Origin of the sequence: Phycicoccus avicenniae (assembly GCF_050496545.1) — a bacterium.
Classification (GTDB): domain Bacteria; phylum Actinomycetota; class Actinomycetes; order Actinomycetales; family Dermatophilaceae; genus Phycicoccus; species Phycicoccus avicenniae_A.
Window position 1 is genome coordinate 66,210 of record NZ_JBNVZV010000014.1, and the last position, 13,654, is coordinate 79,863.

The following is a 13,654-nucleotide window of genomic DNA, read 5'->3' on the forward strand; positions in this document are numbered from 1 at the left end:
CGACGTCAGCCCGTCGCGACGGCGTCCCGGCCGGGAGCCAGGGGGTTCTCGTCGCACGGCGAGGCCGGCGGGCGGCGGGCGATGGTGACCGGGACCGGGGCGTTGCGGACCGGACCGGTGTGGCTGTGGTCCTGCGAGGGGGCCGGGCGGCTGCCGTCGGCCACGGCGGCGAGGGCGCCCGCCGCGTTGCCCTTCACGCACTCGGGGTCGGGGCCGTCGAGGGGCAGGCCGGTGAAGAACTTGGCGGCCATGCAGCCGCCGCGGCAGGCGTCGTAGGCCGAGCACCGGGTGCACGCGCCACCGGTCTGCGGGGAACGCAGCTCCCGGAACAGCGGGGCGTCGCGCCAGACGCTGCCGAAGCCGTCGCCGCGCACGTTCCCGGCGAGGAAGCGGTCGTGGATGGCGAAGGGGCAGGCGTAGACGTCCCCGACCGGGTCGACGAGGCAGACGACGCGGCCGGCTCCGCAGAGGTTGAGGCCGGGGAGGGCGTCGCCGTAGGCCGCCAGGTGGAAGAACGAGTCGCCGGTGAGGACGCCCTCGCCACGCGCGACGAGCCAGTCGTAGAGGGTGCGCTGCTGCTCCGGGAGCGGGTGCAGCTCGTGCCACACGTCGGCGCCGCGGCCGGCGGGGCGCAGGCGGGTGAGGCGGAGCATCGCGCCGTGCTCGTCGGCGATGTCCTTGAACCGGTCGAGCTGCGGGATGTTCTCGCGCGTGCAGACGACGGAGAGCTTCGTGTCCTGCATACCGGCGTCGCGCAGGTTGCGCAGCGCGCGGAGGGCGGCGTCGAAGGTGCCGGCTCCGCGGACGCGGTCGTTGACCTCGGCGGTGGCGCCGTCGAGGGAGACCTGGACGTCGACGTAGTCGGTGCGCGCCAGCCGTTCGGCACGCTCGGGGGTGATGCGGAAACCGTTGGTGGAGAACTTGACCCCGACGTGGTGGGCGACGGCGTGGTCAATGATCTCCCAGAAGTCGGGCCGCACCGTGGGCTCCCCGCCGCCGATGTTCACGTAGAACACCTTCATGGCCTCGAACTCCTCGATGAGCCCGAAGCACTCCGCGGTCGTCAGCTCGCGCGGGTCGCGCCGGCCGGACGAGGAGAGGCAGTGCACGCACGCGAGGTTGCAGGCGTAGGTCAGCTCCCAGGTGAGGCAGATCGGGGCGTCGAGGCCGTGCTCGAAGTGGTCGACGAGCCGGGTGCCCGTCGTCGGGACGGCGGGGCGTTCGGGGGCGAGGGTCATGCGGTCCTCCTCGTGATCATCCGCTGCTCGGCGAGCCGGTGCAGCGCGGCGTCGAACCCGGCCCGCTCGTCGTCGCGGACGCCGGCCCGCTCGAGGGCGGCCCCGACGGTGGGGGCGGCGGCCAGGCCCTCGACGACGGCGACGAGCCGGCGGTCCTTGAGGAAGGTCAGCCGGCGGGTGGTGAAGTCGTAGAGCAGGGCCCCGAACGGCTCGGGGCGGATGGCCACCGAGCCGTTCAGCTCCCAGGGCTGCTCGAGCACGGCGGCCTCAGTAGACGCCGCACATGCCGTCGATGGACACGTCCTCGACGAGGGCGTCGGCGAGGAGCTCCTCGCGCTCGGGGGCCTCGGTGGTGGTCTGCTCGACCGTCTCCTCGGGGGTCATGGCGACTCCTTCCCAGCTGCGTCGGTGGTGGCCGGCCCCTCGTGGAGCCGTTCCTCCACGCTAGGAACGGCGGCCGCGGGCGAGCACCCCTCGCCCGCACGGGCGCCGCCCCGCCGTCCGGGCAGGGGACAGGTGGCGACCTGCCCGGACGGCGGGGCGCACCCACCCTCCGGCGAACGGGCCGGGCCCGGGGCGGGCGGGCGGTTTCCGGATCCTCGTCTGGTCAAGCCCGCGTGGCCCTCCCTAGCGTCGGCGGCGCTGGTAGGCGACTGCCTCAACGAGGAGGATGTTCCATGCAGGTCGACGAGCTACTGAAACCGTTCCCCATCAAGGAGTTCCACCCCTTCCCGCGGGCCCTGATGGGTCCCGGTGCGCACGAGATGATCGGCCCGGAGGCGCTCAAGCTGGGCTTCCGCAAGACCCTGGTCATGACGTCGGGCCTGCGCGGCACGGACGTCGTCCACAAGATCGTGGAGTCGATGAAGTACCACGGCCTCGAGGTCGTCGTGTACGACAAGGTCGAGTCCAACCCCAAGGACTACAACGTCATGGACGCGGTGTCCCTGTACCAGGACAACGAGTGCGACTCGTTCGTGTCGATCGGCGGAGGCAGCTCGCACGACGCGTGCAAGGGCGCCCGCGTGGCGGTGGCCCACGACGGCCGCAACGTCAACGAGTTCGAGGGCTTCAACAAGTCCGAGAACCCGAAGAACCCGCCGCACATCGCGGTCTCGACGACGGCCGGCACCGGCTCGGAGACCTCGTGGGCCTACGTCATCACGGACACCACGACCGACCCCGACAACCCGCACAAGTACGTCGCGTTCGACGACGCCTCGGTCACCACGCTGGCCATCGACGACCCGGTCCTCTACTACGACTGCCCGGTCGACTACACGGCCCAGTGCGGCTTCGACGTGCTCGCCCACGCGAGCGAGCCGTACGTCTCGCGGCTGAACTTCGAGCCCTCGCTCGGCAACGCGCTCCGGGCGATCAAGCTGACCGCCGAGAACCTGCGCCAGGCGGTGTGGAACGGCCAGGACCTCGCCGGGCGCCAGGGGATGATGTACGCGCAGTACATCGCCGCGCAGGCGTTCAACTCCGGCGGCCTCGGCATCATCCACTCGATCAGCCACGCGGTGTCGGCGTTCTACGACACCCACCACGGGCTGAACAACGCGATCGCGCTGCCGCGGGTCTGGGCGTTCAACATGCCGACCCAGTACAAGAGGTTCGCCGAGATGGCCGAGGCGATGGGCGTCGACACCTACGGGATGACCGACGTGCAAGCCGCGGACGCCGCGCTCGAGGCCGCCATCCGGCTGCTGCGCGACGTGGGCATCACCGAGAAGTTCACCGACGTGACCGCCGACAGCTACTCGAAGAACCGTCTGGGACAGGGCCCGACGAAGTTCTACGAGAACGCCAAGACGATCACCGGCGACGAGGCCGACGTCGACCGCATCACGAACCACGTCCTCGGCGACGCCTGCACCCCGGGCAACGCCAAGGAGTGCACCTTCGAGACGGTGCGGCCGGTCGTGGACCACTGCATGAACGGTGACCTCGACGACCTGCTCACCTGAGCCCCGGTGCCGCCCGGCGCGCGACGCGACGCCGCCGGGCGGCATCGGCACCACCGCATCCCCACCGACGACGCTGGAGGAGACCGTGACCGACACCGAGGGGACGAGCGAGGGCGTGGCGAACACCTTCACGAGCGTCGAGGACGCGCGGGAGCGGCTGCGGGAGGTGGGCTACCTCACCGACGACCGGCTGGCGACGACCGCCTTCCTCCAGTCCGCCCTCGGCAAGCCGCTCCTCCTCGAGGGGCCGGCGGGCGTGGGCAAGACGCAGCTCGCGAAGTCCGTCGCCGACGCGACCGGTCGGCGGCTCCTGCGGCTCCAGTGCTACGAGGGCCAGGACGAGACCAAGGCCCTGTACGAGTGGGACTACGGCAAGCAGCTCCTCTACACGCAGATGCTGCGGGACAAGATCGGGCAGGTGGTCGAGGACGCCCCGGACATCGGCAGCGCCGTCGAACGGATCGCCGCCCAGGACAGCGTCTTCTTCTCCGAGCGCTTCCTCGTGGCCCGCCCGCTGCTCGAGGCGATCACCTCGAACGAGCCGGTCGTGCTGCTCATCGACGAGGTCGACCGGGCGGACGAGGCCCTCGAGGCCGTCTTCCTCGAGCTGCTGGCGGAGTTCCAGGTGTCGGTGCCCGAGGTCGGGACGTTCGTGGCGGAGCAGACCCCGCTCGTCGTCCTCACGTCGAACAACACCCGGGACCTGTCGGCGGCCCTCAAGCGGCGCTGCCTGCACCTGTTCCTCGACTACCCCTCCGCCGAGCGCGAGCTGGACATCATCCGGTCCAAGGACACCGGTCTGGCCGACGCCCTCGCCGAGCAGCTCGTCGGGGTCGTGCGGGGACTGCGTGGGCTCGAGCTGCGGAAGGCGCCGAGCATCTCGGAGACCATCGACTGGGCCCGCACGCTCGCCGTCCTCGGCGTCACCGAGCTGTCCGCGCCGGTCCTCGCCGAGACGCTCAACGTCGTGACGAAGTACGAGCGCGACCTCGGGCTGGCCACCCGCGAGCTGCCACGCCTCGTGGACCCGAACCAGACCGTCCCCGAGGACCGCGGGCAGGGGCACGGCCACGGTCATGGCCACGGGCACGGTCACTCCCACGACGACACCGACGGGCCGGACGGACGTGACGTCCGCGCCGCCAAGGATGCCCCCGGCCGGCACGACGAGGCCTACTACGGGTCACCGAGCGCGGCTGCGGCAGAACCGAAGCGGGTCGCGCCCGGCCAGGGGCAGCGCTCGTTCCGGGGTGGCGGCGCCAAGCGGCGGCCGGTCTAGGCGGCGCCCGGTGGAGAGCTCGCTGCACCGCTTCATCCGCTTCCTGCGCCTGCACGGGATGCGGGTGAGCGTCGCGGAGGCGGTCGACGCCCTCGAGGCGGCGTCGCAGCCGGGCATCATGGCCGAGCGCGAGGTGCTGCGCTCGGCGCTGGCCGTCACCCTCGTCAAGGACCGCCGCGACCAGGAGGTCTTCGACGCCGTCTTCGACCGGTTCTTCCGGCTGCGCGCCGTCGTGCCGGAGGCCGAGGGCCACGGGCACGCGCACGACGACCTCTCCGACGAGGGCGAGCTGACCGGGCTGACCATCTCCGACGAGCTCTCCGACACCCCCCAGCAGGGGCACAGCCACGGGAAGCCGCAGGACATCCGGGAGTTCTTCCGGCCCGAGGACCTCGCGCAGCAGTACAACCTGCACCAGGAGGCCAACAAGATCGACATGGCCTCGATGACCGACGAGGTCGTGCTCTCCAAGGACGGCGTGACGCCGCAGGGCGAGGCCGCGCGGGTGCAGGTGTCGACGTCGCGGCTGCACAACCCGGGCACGCCCGGCCGGCTCACCGAGGCGCGTGGCGCCGAGCTCGACGTCGAGCTGACGGTGGCCGAGGAGCTCGCCCTGCTCAGCTGGCTCGGTGAGCCCGACGACGAGCTGGAGCGCGTGCTCGAGGATCCGGACGTCGCCGCGCTGCGTGCGCAGCTCGCGCCGTTGCTCGCCGGCCTGCCCGAGCAGATCAAGCGCCACCTCGAGCAGCTGATCTCCGCGCAGGCCGAGGTGGAGGAGCGCGAGCTGGACACCGCGCGCGCCGAGGTGCTCGCCGAGCCGGACCGGCTCGCCTTCGAGGAGTCGGTGCGCCGGCTGCTGCGGGCCCTGCGCGGGGCGCCCCGGCCCCGGCGGCACGTGGCCGGGCGTGGCGTCATCGACAGCCGCCGGACGATGCGGACGAACATGCGCTACGACGGCGTGCCGTTCCGCCCGGTCCTGGTCAGCAAGCGCGAGGACCGCCCGCAGCTGCTCGTCCTCTGCGACGTGTCGCTCTCGGTGCGCGCCACCTCGGGGTTCGCCCTGCACCTCGTCCACGGCCTGCAGTCGGTCGCGTCGAAGGTGCGCTCGTTCGCGTTCGTCGACGAGGTGGCCGAGGTCACCGACCTCTTCGACGACCACCACGTCCAGCAGGCCCTGGCGATGGTGATGGCCGGGCGCGGCGACGGCGGGTCGGTCGACGTCGACGCCGACAGCGACTACGGGGCGGTGCTGCGGCAGTTCCTCGACGAGTACGGGTCGGCGATCACGCGGCGCACGACGGTGGTCGTCATCGGCGACGGGCGCGGCAACGGCAAGGACCCGGCGGTCGGCACGTTCGAGGAGATCGCGCGGCGGGCGCGGCACGTGGTCTGGCTGACGCCGGAGCCGCGGTACTCCTGGGGTCTCGGCCGCTGCGACCTGCCGCTCTACGCCGAGCACTGCGACCACGTCGAGGTGGTGCGCAACCTCGGCGCGCTGGAGTCGTTCTCGCACCGGATGGGGGAGGTGCTGGTGTGAGCGTCGCTCCCATCGACGCGCTGTCCCCGGCCGTCGGCGGCTGCTACCGGGACGGGGTGGTCACGGTGCGCCGGCGGGGGACGACCGCCCCGCGCCGCCTCGGCGCCGCACGGACCCCGCACTTCGACCTCGGCCGGGACGCCCGTGGAGACCTGGTCGTCGAGCACTCCCTGACCCTCGAGCGCGTCGACGACGACCTCGCCGGGCTGCTGTCGGACGAGCTGTTCGAGCCCGGATGGCTGCGCGGCGCGGAGATGTTCGAGCGGGTCTTCACGGGGGTGGTGCTCACCTGCGCCGAGGACCCCGAGGTGGCCTGGGAGGCGTTCTACGCCAACACCCTCGCGGCCGTCGGCGCGCACGCCCGGGCCGGGGTGCCGGCCGACGGCGCCCGCCCGGACGGGCACGGCTGCGTGCGCGACTACGCGCCGGTGTACGCGCAGGCGGAGTCGCTCGTCCGCCCCGGGTCGGTGCTCGAGCTGGGGAGCTGCTTCGGGTTCCTCGCGCTGCGGCTCGCCGCATCCGGCCGGCCGGTGACGGCCTCGGACGTGTCGGCCGGGACGATGCGGTTGCTGTCGGCGATGGCCCCGCGCTTCGGGGTCGAGGTCGACACCCTCACCTGCGACGCCGCGCACGTCCCGGCGCCCGACGGCTGGGCCGACACCGTGCTCGCCGTCCACCTGCTCGAGCACCTCGAGCCCGACCACGCCGGGCGGGTGGTGGCCGAGGCCTGCCGGCTCGCGGCCCGCCGGGTGGTCGTCGCGGTGCCGCTCGAGGACACCCCGAGCGAGCAGTTCGGCCACCTGTGGGCGGTCCACCTCGACGCGCTGCGGGCCTGGGGAGCGGCGGCCACCGGCTGGCGGGCGGAGGTCCACGAGCACCACGGCGGCTGGCTCGTGCTCGACCGCGCCTGAGATCCGCATCCGGGTGTCGGGATGGCCGTGGACCGGCTAGCCTGCCCGTGTACAGCGGCTTTTGACAGGGGAAGGCGCCGTGACACCAACTGGTCGAACCATGCTCGCGCTCGCAGCGGCCATCGGGCTCTGCGCGCCCACGATCGCGCTCGCGTCGGCGCAGGCCCGCCCGGCGCCGACGGTCTCGTCGGCCGCCGCAGCCGCGTCGCCGGCCTACACCACGTCGGTCCGGACGGGGGTGGGGCTCCTCGGTGGGACCACCGACACCGGCAACCACTGCGGCAGCTACGACGACTGGAACAACACCAGCCCGTGCACGACGCCGCTGCAGTTCCCCTTCCCGGTGAAGTTCTACGGGAAGACCTACACCTCCGCGCTCGCCGACACCGCGGGCAACATCCAGTTCGGCGGTGACGCCACGCGCACCGAGTCCGACACCTGCTTCCCCGACCCCGAGCTCGGGCCGGCCTTCGCCGTGCACACCGGGTACGCCATGCAGACCGCCGAGAAGCCGACCTTCGGCATCTTCACCGGCGTCCACGGCACCGCGCCGCACCGCACTTTCGTCGTCGAGTGGCGGGCCGGGCTGGCCGGCCTCAGCTTCGACGACCCATACGCGGAGTGGGACTTCGAGGCCCGGTTCGTCGAGGGGTCCTCCACCGTGAGCGCCGTGTTCGGCGACAGCTACGAGAACGACCTCGGCCCGAACGACACCTGGGTCCGCACCAGCCCCGCCCCGTGGCGGGGGTCGACGGCCGTACAGGACGGGCTCGGCCACTCCAGCGGCGGCTGCGGCGGCACCCCCGCCAAGGGCACCGAGGTCACCTTCACGACGACGCCGACGGCCCCGACCGTCGTCGAGGAGAACGGCGCGGCCGTCCGGTACTCCGGGACCTGGCGCGCGGGGCGGTGCGGCTCGTCCACGTGCAGCCCCGGCAACCGGCAGACGAGCACGTCCGCGGCGGGGGCCCGGGCCACGCTCACGTACACCGGCACGCGGGCCGACTGGGTCGCCTCGACCGGCCCCAACGGCGGCAAGGTCGGCCTGTACGTCGACGGCCGGTTCGTGCGGACCGTCGACCTGTACAGCCCGACCATCGTGGACGGCCGCGTGTTCGCCGGCCCCACGAAGGCGTCCGGGAAGCACACGCTGACGCTCAAGCGGCTCAGCGGGCGCCTGAACGTCGACGCCTTCCGGGTGCGCTGACCCACCTTGTCGCGGGCGCGGTGTCGATCCCGGCCGGTCCCGCGCGTCAGGGTGGTGTCAGACCGATCTCCCGAGAGGACCCACCATGCCCCAGTACGTCGTGATGTTCCCCGCCGACGACGAGCAGGAGTGGAGCGCCGGCACCGCGGCCGACCACCAGCGCACCTACGACACGGACGCGGAGTTCGTGGCGGCCCTGCGGGCTCGCGGCGGTGCCGTGACCGGCGGCGCGGCGCTCGCGGCCAGCGGGATGGCCCGCACCCTCCGGCGTGGCCCCGACGCGCGGCCCCTCGTGACCGACGGACCGTTCTCCGAGACCGTGGAGCAGCTCTCCGGCTTCTACCTCGTCGCCTGCGACCGGTACGACGATCTCGTCACCGCGGCCGAGGTCCTCGTCCGCGCGCACCCGGTCGTCGAGATCCGCCCGGTCGAGGAGGACTGACGGCCGGGGATCCTGCGCCCGGACCCGGCAGCTGCTGCGCCCGCGCGCAGGATGTGCGGCGCCCCGCGACGCCTCAGAGCATCCCGCGTTTGGTCGCCTCGTAGACCGCCTCCGCCCGCCCGGACACGTCGAGCTTGCGCAGGATGTTGCCGACGTGGAACTTGGCGGTGGTCTCGGAGATGTACAGCCGCTTGCCGATCTCCTTGTTGGACAACCCTCGCGCCAGCAGCTGGAGCACCTCGTCCTCTCGTGCCGAGAGCGTCGGCCGGGTGGGCGGCGGGGGTGCCTGCATCCCGCGCACCATCGCCGCCGCCGAGCGCGCGTCGAACGCGGACTCGCCCTGGCTGACGTCGTGGATGGCCCGCACGAGCGCGGCGGTGTCGACGTCCTTGACGACGTACCCCCGCGCCCCGGCCCGTACGGCCTCCAGCACGAGGTGCTCGTCGAGGAACGTCGTGAGGACGAGCACCGCCACGGACGGATGGCCGGTGCTGATGGCCTGGGCGAGCTCCAGGCCCTCGGTGTCCGACGAGGTGGACAGCTTGAGGTCGAGCAGCACCACACGCGGTGTCACCCGCTCCAGCACCGCGAGGGCCTCGCCCCGCGACGAGGCCTCGGCGACGACGGCGATGTCGGGCTCGCGCTCGAGCACCGAGCGCAGCCCCTGCCGGACGATCGCGTGGTCGTCGACGAGCATGACCCCGATCGGCTCGCTCTCGGTGGCGGGATCGGTGCGGGGATCGGCGGTGCTCAGCACGGCGTGGCCTCCTCGGGGTCGGACAGGTCGAGACCGGGACGGGAACGGAGCACGGGCAGGGGGATGCGTGCCGTCAGGCGGACGCCGCCGAGCCGGGAGCGGCGGAAGGTCAGGGTGCCCCCGAGGCCCTGGACCCGCGCGTCCATGTTGGCCAGCCCCTGGTGCCGCCCGTCGCGCACCGTGCGGCGCTCGAGGCGCAGCATCCGGCGCAGCGCGGCGGGCTCACCGTCGCCGTCGTCGGACACCGACACCACGAGCGCCTCGGGCAGCCAGCGCACCCGGACGACGGCCCGGCCAGCCGACGCGTGCGTGACGACGTTGAAGAGCGCCTCCCCGACGACCCGGGCCACCTCGTGGTGCACGTCGTGGCCGAGCGCCACGGCCCGGCCGGCCACGAGGACGCGGATGTCGAGGAGCGAGCGGTGGTGCTGCACGACCTCGCCGAGCAGGTCCTCGAGCGAGGCGACGGAGTCGCTGTGCGGACGGGTCAGCGCGAAGATGGCCGACCGCAGCTGCTCGACGGCGGTCTGCGTCAGCGACTTCGCACTCTCCAGCTGAGCGGCCAGCGCGTCGGCGCCGTCGTGCACGGCCTCCCCCCGCGCCACCTCGACGGCCATCCCGGCGGACAGCACGTACTGCGTGACGCTGTCGTGGAGCTCGCGGGCGATGCGGTGCCGCTCGGCGTCGACGAGCTCGCGCTGCTCGGCGACGGCGAGCCGGTGCTCCGCGGCCTCGAGCTCGGCGGTGCGGGCCGCGAGGTCGCGGGCCTGGGCCCGGGCCTCCTCGTGGAGGCGCTGCGCCCGGCGGTGCAGCGAGAGCCCGGCCTGGTACTGCTCGCTCGTGTGCAGCGACACGGCGGCCTGGTTGGCGAGGATGCGCAGCACGGCGAGGTCCTCCGGCTCCGGGTCCTCGGCAAGGCCGTGCCGGGCCGCGAGCCCGCCCACGCGCCGCCCCTCGAGGTACATCGGCACGCGCACCCACACGTCGGTGCGTGCCGACGGCCCGGCGTACCCCGACCGGATGGCCGACAGCTCGAGGCGGACGTTCTCGGGGACGAGGGTCGGGTCCCCGACGCTGCGGCGGTCCGGGCCGATCACGACGAAGCGCGGGCGGGCGTTCTCGAGGTGGCTGTCGGCGAGCGCGAGCACGGCCCAGCCGGCGTCGAGGTGGTCGGCCGCCGCCCGGGCCACCTCCTCGAGCAGGCCGCGAGGACCCTCGACGGTGCGCACGACCGCCCGGCTGATGGTGTCCATGGCGCGCACGGCCCGCTGGGTGCGCTCGGTGGAGCGGACGTACGCCGGGTAGTACGAGTTCTTGCCGGACCGCACCCCGGTGAGCCGGGCGAGGTCCGAGGCGCCCTCTGTCACAGCGCCGCCCGGAAGATGCGCTCGATGTCCTCGGCGTCGGTGGGGCGCGGGTTGGTGGTGAGGCAGGCGTCCTCGAGGGAGTTGCGGGACAGCACCGCGAGGTGCTCCTCGGTGATGCCGAGCGAGCGGAGCGAGCGCGGCACCCCCACCTCGTCGGCGAGCGCGCGCACCTGTACGGCCAGCGCCTCGGCGACCTCGTCGGCCGGGACGCCGTCGACCGGGATGCCCGCCGACCGCGCCAGCGCCACGAAGCGGTCGGGGGAGGAGGCGGCGTTGTACCGGATGACGTGCGGCAGCAGGATGCCGTTGATGACGCCGTGCGGGGCGTCGAGCAGCCCGCCGACCTGGTGGCTCATCGCGTGCGTCGCCCCGAGGATCGCGTTGGTGAAGGCGAGCCCGGCGGCCAGCGCCGCCTCGGCCATGCCGGTGCGGGCCTCGTGGTCACCGGGGTCGATCATCGTGGTCACCAGGTGCTGGTTGACCAGCCCGACGGCGTTGAGGGCGTGCACGTCGGCGAGCGCGTTGTGGGCCCGCGAGACGAACGCCTCGATGCCGTGCGTCAGCGCGTCGAGGCCGGTGGCGGCGTTGAGCCACTCGGGCATCGTCGTGAGCAGCCGCGGGTCGGTGATGGAGATGTCGGGCACGAGCGCGCGCCCCATGATCGTCACCTTCACGTGTCGGGCGGTGTCGGTGACGATGCAGAACTGGCTGACGTCGGCGCCGGTGCCGGAGGTGGAGGGGATCATCAGCAGCGGGGGGATCTCGCGGTGGACCTGGTCGACCCCGCGGTAGTCGAGGATCGAGCCGCCGTTGCCGGCGAGGACGGCCACCCCCTTGGCGGCGTCCATCGAGGACCCGCCGCCGATGCCGATGATGACGTCGCAGTCGTTGGCCCGGTAGAGGTCGTGAGCGGCGGCGACCTCGACGTCGCGGGGGTTCGGCGAGACGTCGCTGCAGACGACGGGGGAGAGGCCGACGTCGCGCAGGTGGCCGAGCAGCTCGCGGACCCAGCCGGCCTCGACGATGCCGGGGTCGGTGACGACGAAGGGCCGCCGGGCACCGAGGCGGCGGGCGGCGTACCCCGCCTCCGCCAGCGCGCCGATGCCGAAGACGATCTCGGGGGCCTGGAACTTCACGAGCGCGGACGAGTCGACCGGCCACGTGGTGGCGGTCCCGGCGCCGTTGCCGTGCGTCCCCGTCATCCGGCCTCCATCGCCCCGTCGGTTCCCGGCAACGGTAACCCTCCGACCGGGCCGGCGCACCCCCCGAACCGGTCGCCCCGAGGGCCAGCGGGCACCTGCCCGACCGGGCAGGTCGCGTGGCCGCGTCAGTGGCAGCAGCCCCGGGGTCCGAGATCGGTCGCGGAGGTGCCGAGGTCGTCGGAGACCCCGGCGGCCAGGCGCGGCCACTGCGCGCTCGGGCGGCCGTCGGTGGCGAACTGGCTGCCGTCCGCGGTGTACGGCTGCGGCCACCCGGCCGGTGAGTCCTCCCAGGTCTCCTGCCGGCCGTACGGGGTGAGGTCGAGCAGCCCGTAGGCGGGGGCCATCACCTCGAGACCCCGGCCGCGGGGGGTCCAGTACGTCTCGAGCACCCGGTCGCCGTCGCGCAGGTAGCAGACGAGGGAGCCGAAGGGTCGGCCCCTGAGCAGCGCGGGGCCGGAGCCGGCCACGGAGTACCACGGCTGCTCCCAGCCCATGAAGGTCCGGTAGCGGTGGCTCTCGGCGAACGGTCCCTCGCAGATCGTCGCGTAGGTGGTGTCCCGGGCGTGGAGGCTCGAGAGCTCGCGGACCTGGCTCGTGAAGAACGTGCAGCCCTCGCACTGCCGCGCCGCCGGCTGCCCGGTGTGCCACATGAAGTAGTACGCCACGAGGAGACGGCGGCCCTCGAACACCTCGAGGAGCGGGACCGGCCCGGCCGGCCCCTCCACGGGGAGGGAGGCGTCGACCTCGAGGGCGGGCAGGCGGCGCCGGGCGGCCGCGACGGCAGAGCCCTCACGGGTGTGGGCCTTCTCGCGCACCCGCAGCCGTTCGACGGCGGCCTCGTACTCGGCGCGCCCGGTCGGGCGGGGGAGGGCGGGGGCGACGGGCGTGGTGTCGGGAGTGTGACGCGTCATGTCTCCTCCTCGAGGAGCTCGGTCAGGCGGGCGAGGTGACCGTCCCAGTCGCGGGCGAGGGCGGCGAGGAACTGCTGGGCGACCTGCATCGGAGCGGGCCGCAGGCGGAACCGGACGCGGCGGCGCTCGCCCGGCTCGGCGACGACGAGGCCGGCGTCGGCGAGCAGCCCGAGGTGCTTGGACACCGCCTGCCGGCTGATCGGCAGCGTGCGGGCGAGGTCGGTGGCGGTCGACGGCCCGGCCTCCGCGAGGGCGGCGAGCACCGCGCGGCGGGTGGGATCGGCCAGGGCGGCGAAGACGGCCTCGGCGACCGCCTCCGCGTCGGGCGCGCCCGCCGGGTCAGGCCGCATCGAGGTGCGCGACGAGCTCGCCGAGCTCGTGCTGCCACCCGCGGGTGTTCCCGCCGAAGGCGGCGTCGTGCTGCTCGGGCGAGAGCTGGGCGAAGCCGGTTTCGGACACCGTGAGCCGCGTGCCGTCGGAGGTCGCCTCGAGGACGAACTCGACGTAGGTGCGCCGCGGGTCGTCCTGCGGCAGCCCGTACACGTGCCAGGTGAAGCCGAAGACCGAGGGCTCCTCGACGCGCTCGACGCGCATCCTGGCGACGTCACCGGACTCGTCCCACGTCATCGTGGCCTCGCCCCCGGGGCGCAGGTCGATCTGCACCCTGTCGCCGAACCACGACGCCAGCCCGTCGGCGGTCGTGATCGCGTCCCACACCCGCTCCGGCGGGTGCCGCAGCTCCACCGTGCGCTCGATCCGGTCGGGGAAGCCCATCGTCATCACTCCCTGGGTAGCAACTGGTTGGTTGCAACAGTATGGCAACCGAAAGGTTG

General features: G+C 73.4%; 15 protein-coding genes. 6 read left to right on the top strand and 9 right to left on the bottom strand.

Annotated features, from left to right (window positions below; genetic code table 11):
* Window positions 1-5 precede the first annotated feature (5 nt).
* The 3 genes from mftC to mftA are packed head-to-tail and all read right to left on the bottom strand — an operon-like array spanning window position 6 to window position 1,622.
* Window positions 6-1,238, bottom strand: a complete 1,233-nt coding sequence (gene mftC, locus ACQZ2A_RS12935; RefSeq protein WP_430211629.1) for a mycofactocin radical SAM maturase — start codon at window positions 1,236-1,238, stop codon at window positions 6-8.
* Window positions 1,235-1,498, bottom strand: coding sequence for a mycofactocin biosynthesis chaperone MftB (gene mftB, locus ACQZ2A_RS12940; RefSeq protein ID WP_430211633.1), 264 nt, complete (start codon window positions 1,496-1,498; stop codon window positions 1,235-1,237). Before mftB ends, mftC begins: the two co-directional genes overlap by 4 nt.
* Window positions 1,499-1,505: 7 nt before the next feature.
* Window positions 1,506-1,622, bottom strand: a complete 117-nt coding sequence (gene mftA, locus ACQZ2A_RS12945) for a mycofactocin precursor MftA (protein ID WP_430211636.1) — start codon at window positions 1,620-1,622, stop codon at window positions 1,506-1,508.
* A 293-nt stretch (window positions 1,623-1,915) separates the two neighbouring features.
* On the opposite strand from mftA, the gene mdo reads away from it, so the two are divergent.
* The 6 genes from mdo (at window position 1,916) to ACQZ2A_RS12975 (ending at window position 8,584) form a co-directional block, all read left to right on the top strand.
* Window positions 1,916-3,208, top strand: coding sequence for an NDMA-dependent methanol dehydrogenase (gene mdo, locus ACQZ2A_RS12950; RefSeq protein ID WP_430211639.1), 1,293 nt, complete (start codon window positions 1,916-1,918; stop codon window positions 3,206-3,208).
* An 85-nt stretch (window positions 3,209-3,293) separates the two neighbouring features.
* The gene (locus tag ACQZ2A_RS12955) at window positions 3,294-4,487 is read left to right on the top strand and encodes an AAA family ATPase (protein ID WP_430211642.1); all 1,194 of its coding nucleotides are present in this window, start codon (window positions 3,294-3,296) and stop codon (window positions 4,485-4,487) included.
* Window positions 4,488-4,497: 10 nt separating this feature from the next.
* Entirely contained in the window at window positions 4,498-6,024 is a 1,527-nt protein-coding gene (locus ACQZ2A_RS12960; RefSeq protein ID WP_430211645.1) for a VWA domain-containing protein, read from the top strand.
* Entirely contained in the window at window positions 6,021-6,935 is a 915-nt protein-coding gene (gene mftM / locus ACQZ2A_RS12965) for a mycofactocin oligosaccharide methyltransferase MftM (RefSeq protein ID WP_430211648.1), read from the top strand. Before ACQZ2A_RS12960 ends, mftM begins: the two co-directional genes overlap by 4 nt.
* 100 nt (window positions 6,936-7,035) lie before the next feature.
* Window positions 7,036-8,142, top strand: a complete 1,107-nt coding sequence (locus ACQZ2A_RS12970) for a hypothetical protein (RefSeq protein ID WP_430211649.1) — start codon at window positions 7,036-7,038, stop codon at window positions 8,140-8,142.
* Between the two features lie 85 nt (window positions 8,143-8,227).
* Window positions 8,228-8,584, top strand: a complete 357-nt coding sequence (locus ACQZ2A_RS12975) for a YciI family protein (protein WP_430211652.1) — start codon at window positions 8,228-8,230, stop codon at window positions 8,582-8,584.
* A 73-nt stretch (window positions 8,585-8,657) separates the two neighbouring features.
* Here the strand turns inward: ACQZ2A_RS12975 and ACQZ2A_RS12980 are convergent, their stop codons facing one another.
* The 6 genes from ACQZ2A_RS12980 to ACQZ2A_RS13005 all read right to left on the bottom strand — a co-directional run bounded on the left by ACQZ2A_RS12980 (window position 8,658) and on the right by ACQZ2A_RS13005 (window position 13,601).
* Window positions 8,658-9,341 carry a MadR family response regulator transcription factor gene (locus tag ACQZ2A_RS12980; protein ID WP_430211655.1) on the bottom strand — a complete coding sequence of 228 codons (684 nt, stop codon included), beginning with the start codon at window positions 9,339-9,341 and terminating at the stop codon, window positions 8,658-8,660.
* Window positions 9,335-10,708 (bottom strand): MadS family sensor histidine kinase, encoded by a 1,374-nt coding sequence (locus ACQZ2A_RS12985; RefSeq protein WP_430211658.1) that lies wholly within the window; start codon window positions 10,706-10,708, stop codon window positions 9,335-9,337. The genes ACQZ2A_RS12980 and ACQZ2A_RS12985 overlap by 7 nt, the downstream gene beginning before the upstream one ends.
* Window positions 10,705-11,910 (bottom strand): iron-containing alcohol dehydrogenase, encoded by a 1,206-nt coding sequence (locus ACQZ2A_RS12990; protein WP_430211661.1) that lies wholly within the window; start codon window positions 11,908-11,910, stop codon window positions 10,705-10,707. Before ACQZ2A_RS12990 ends, ACQZ2A_RS12985 begins: the two co-directional genes overlap by 4 nt.
* Window positions 11,911-12,035: 125 nt before the next feature.
* The gene (locus ACQZ2A_RS12995) at window positions 12,036-12,821 is read right to left on the bottom strand and encodes a DUF899 family protein (protein ID WP_430211664.1); all 786 of its coding nucleotides are present in this window, start codon (window positions 12,819-12,821) and stop codon (window positions 12,036-12,038) included.
* Window positions 12,818-13,171 (bottom strand): ArsR/SmtB family transcription factor, encoded by a 354-nt coding sequence (locus ACQZ2A_RS13000; protein WP_430211666.1) that lies wholly within the window; start codon window positions 13,169-13,171, stop codon window positions 12,818-12,820. The genes ACQZ2A_RS12995 and ACQZ2A_RS13000 overlap by 4 nt, the downstream gene beginning before the upstream one ends.
* A complete protein-coding gene (locus ACQZ2A_RS13005; RefSeq protein ID WP_430211668.1) occupies window positions 13,161-13,601 on the bottom strand; it encodes an SRPBCC domain-containing protein in 441 nt (146 codons plus the stop codon). The genes ACQZ2A_RS13000 and ACQZ2A_RS13005 overlap by 11 nt, the downstream gene beginning before the upstream one ends.
* Window positions 13,602-13,654 lie beyond the last annotated feature (53 nt).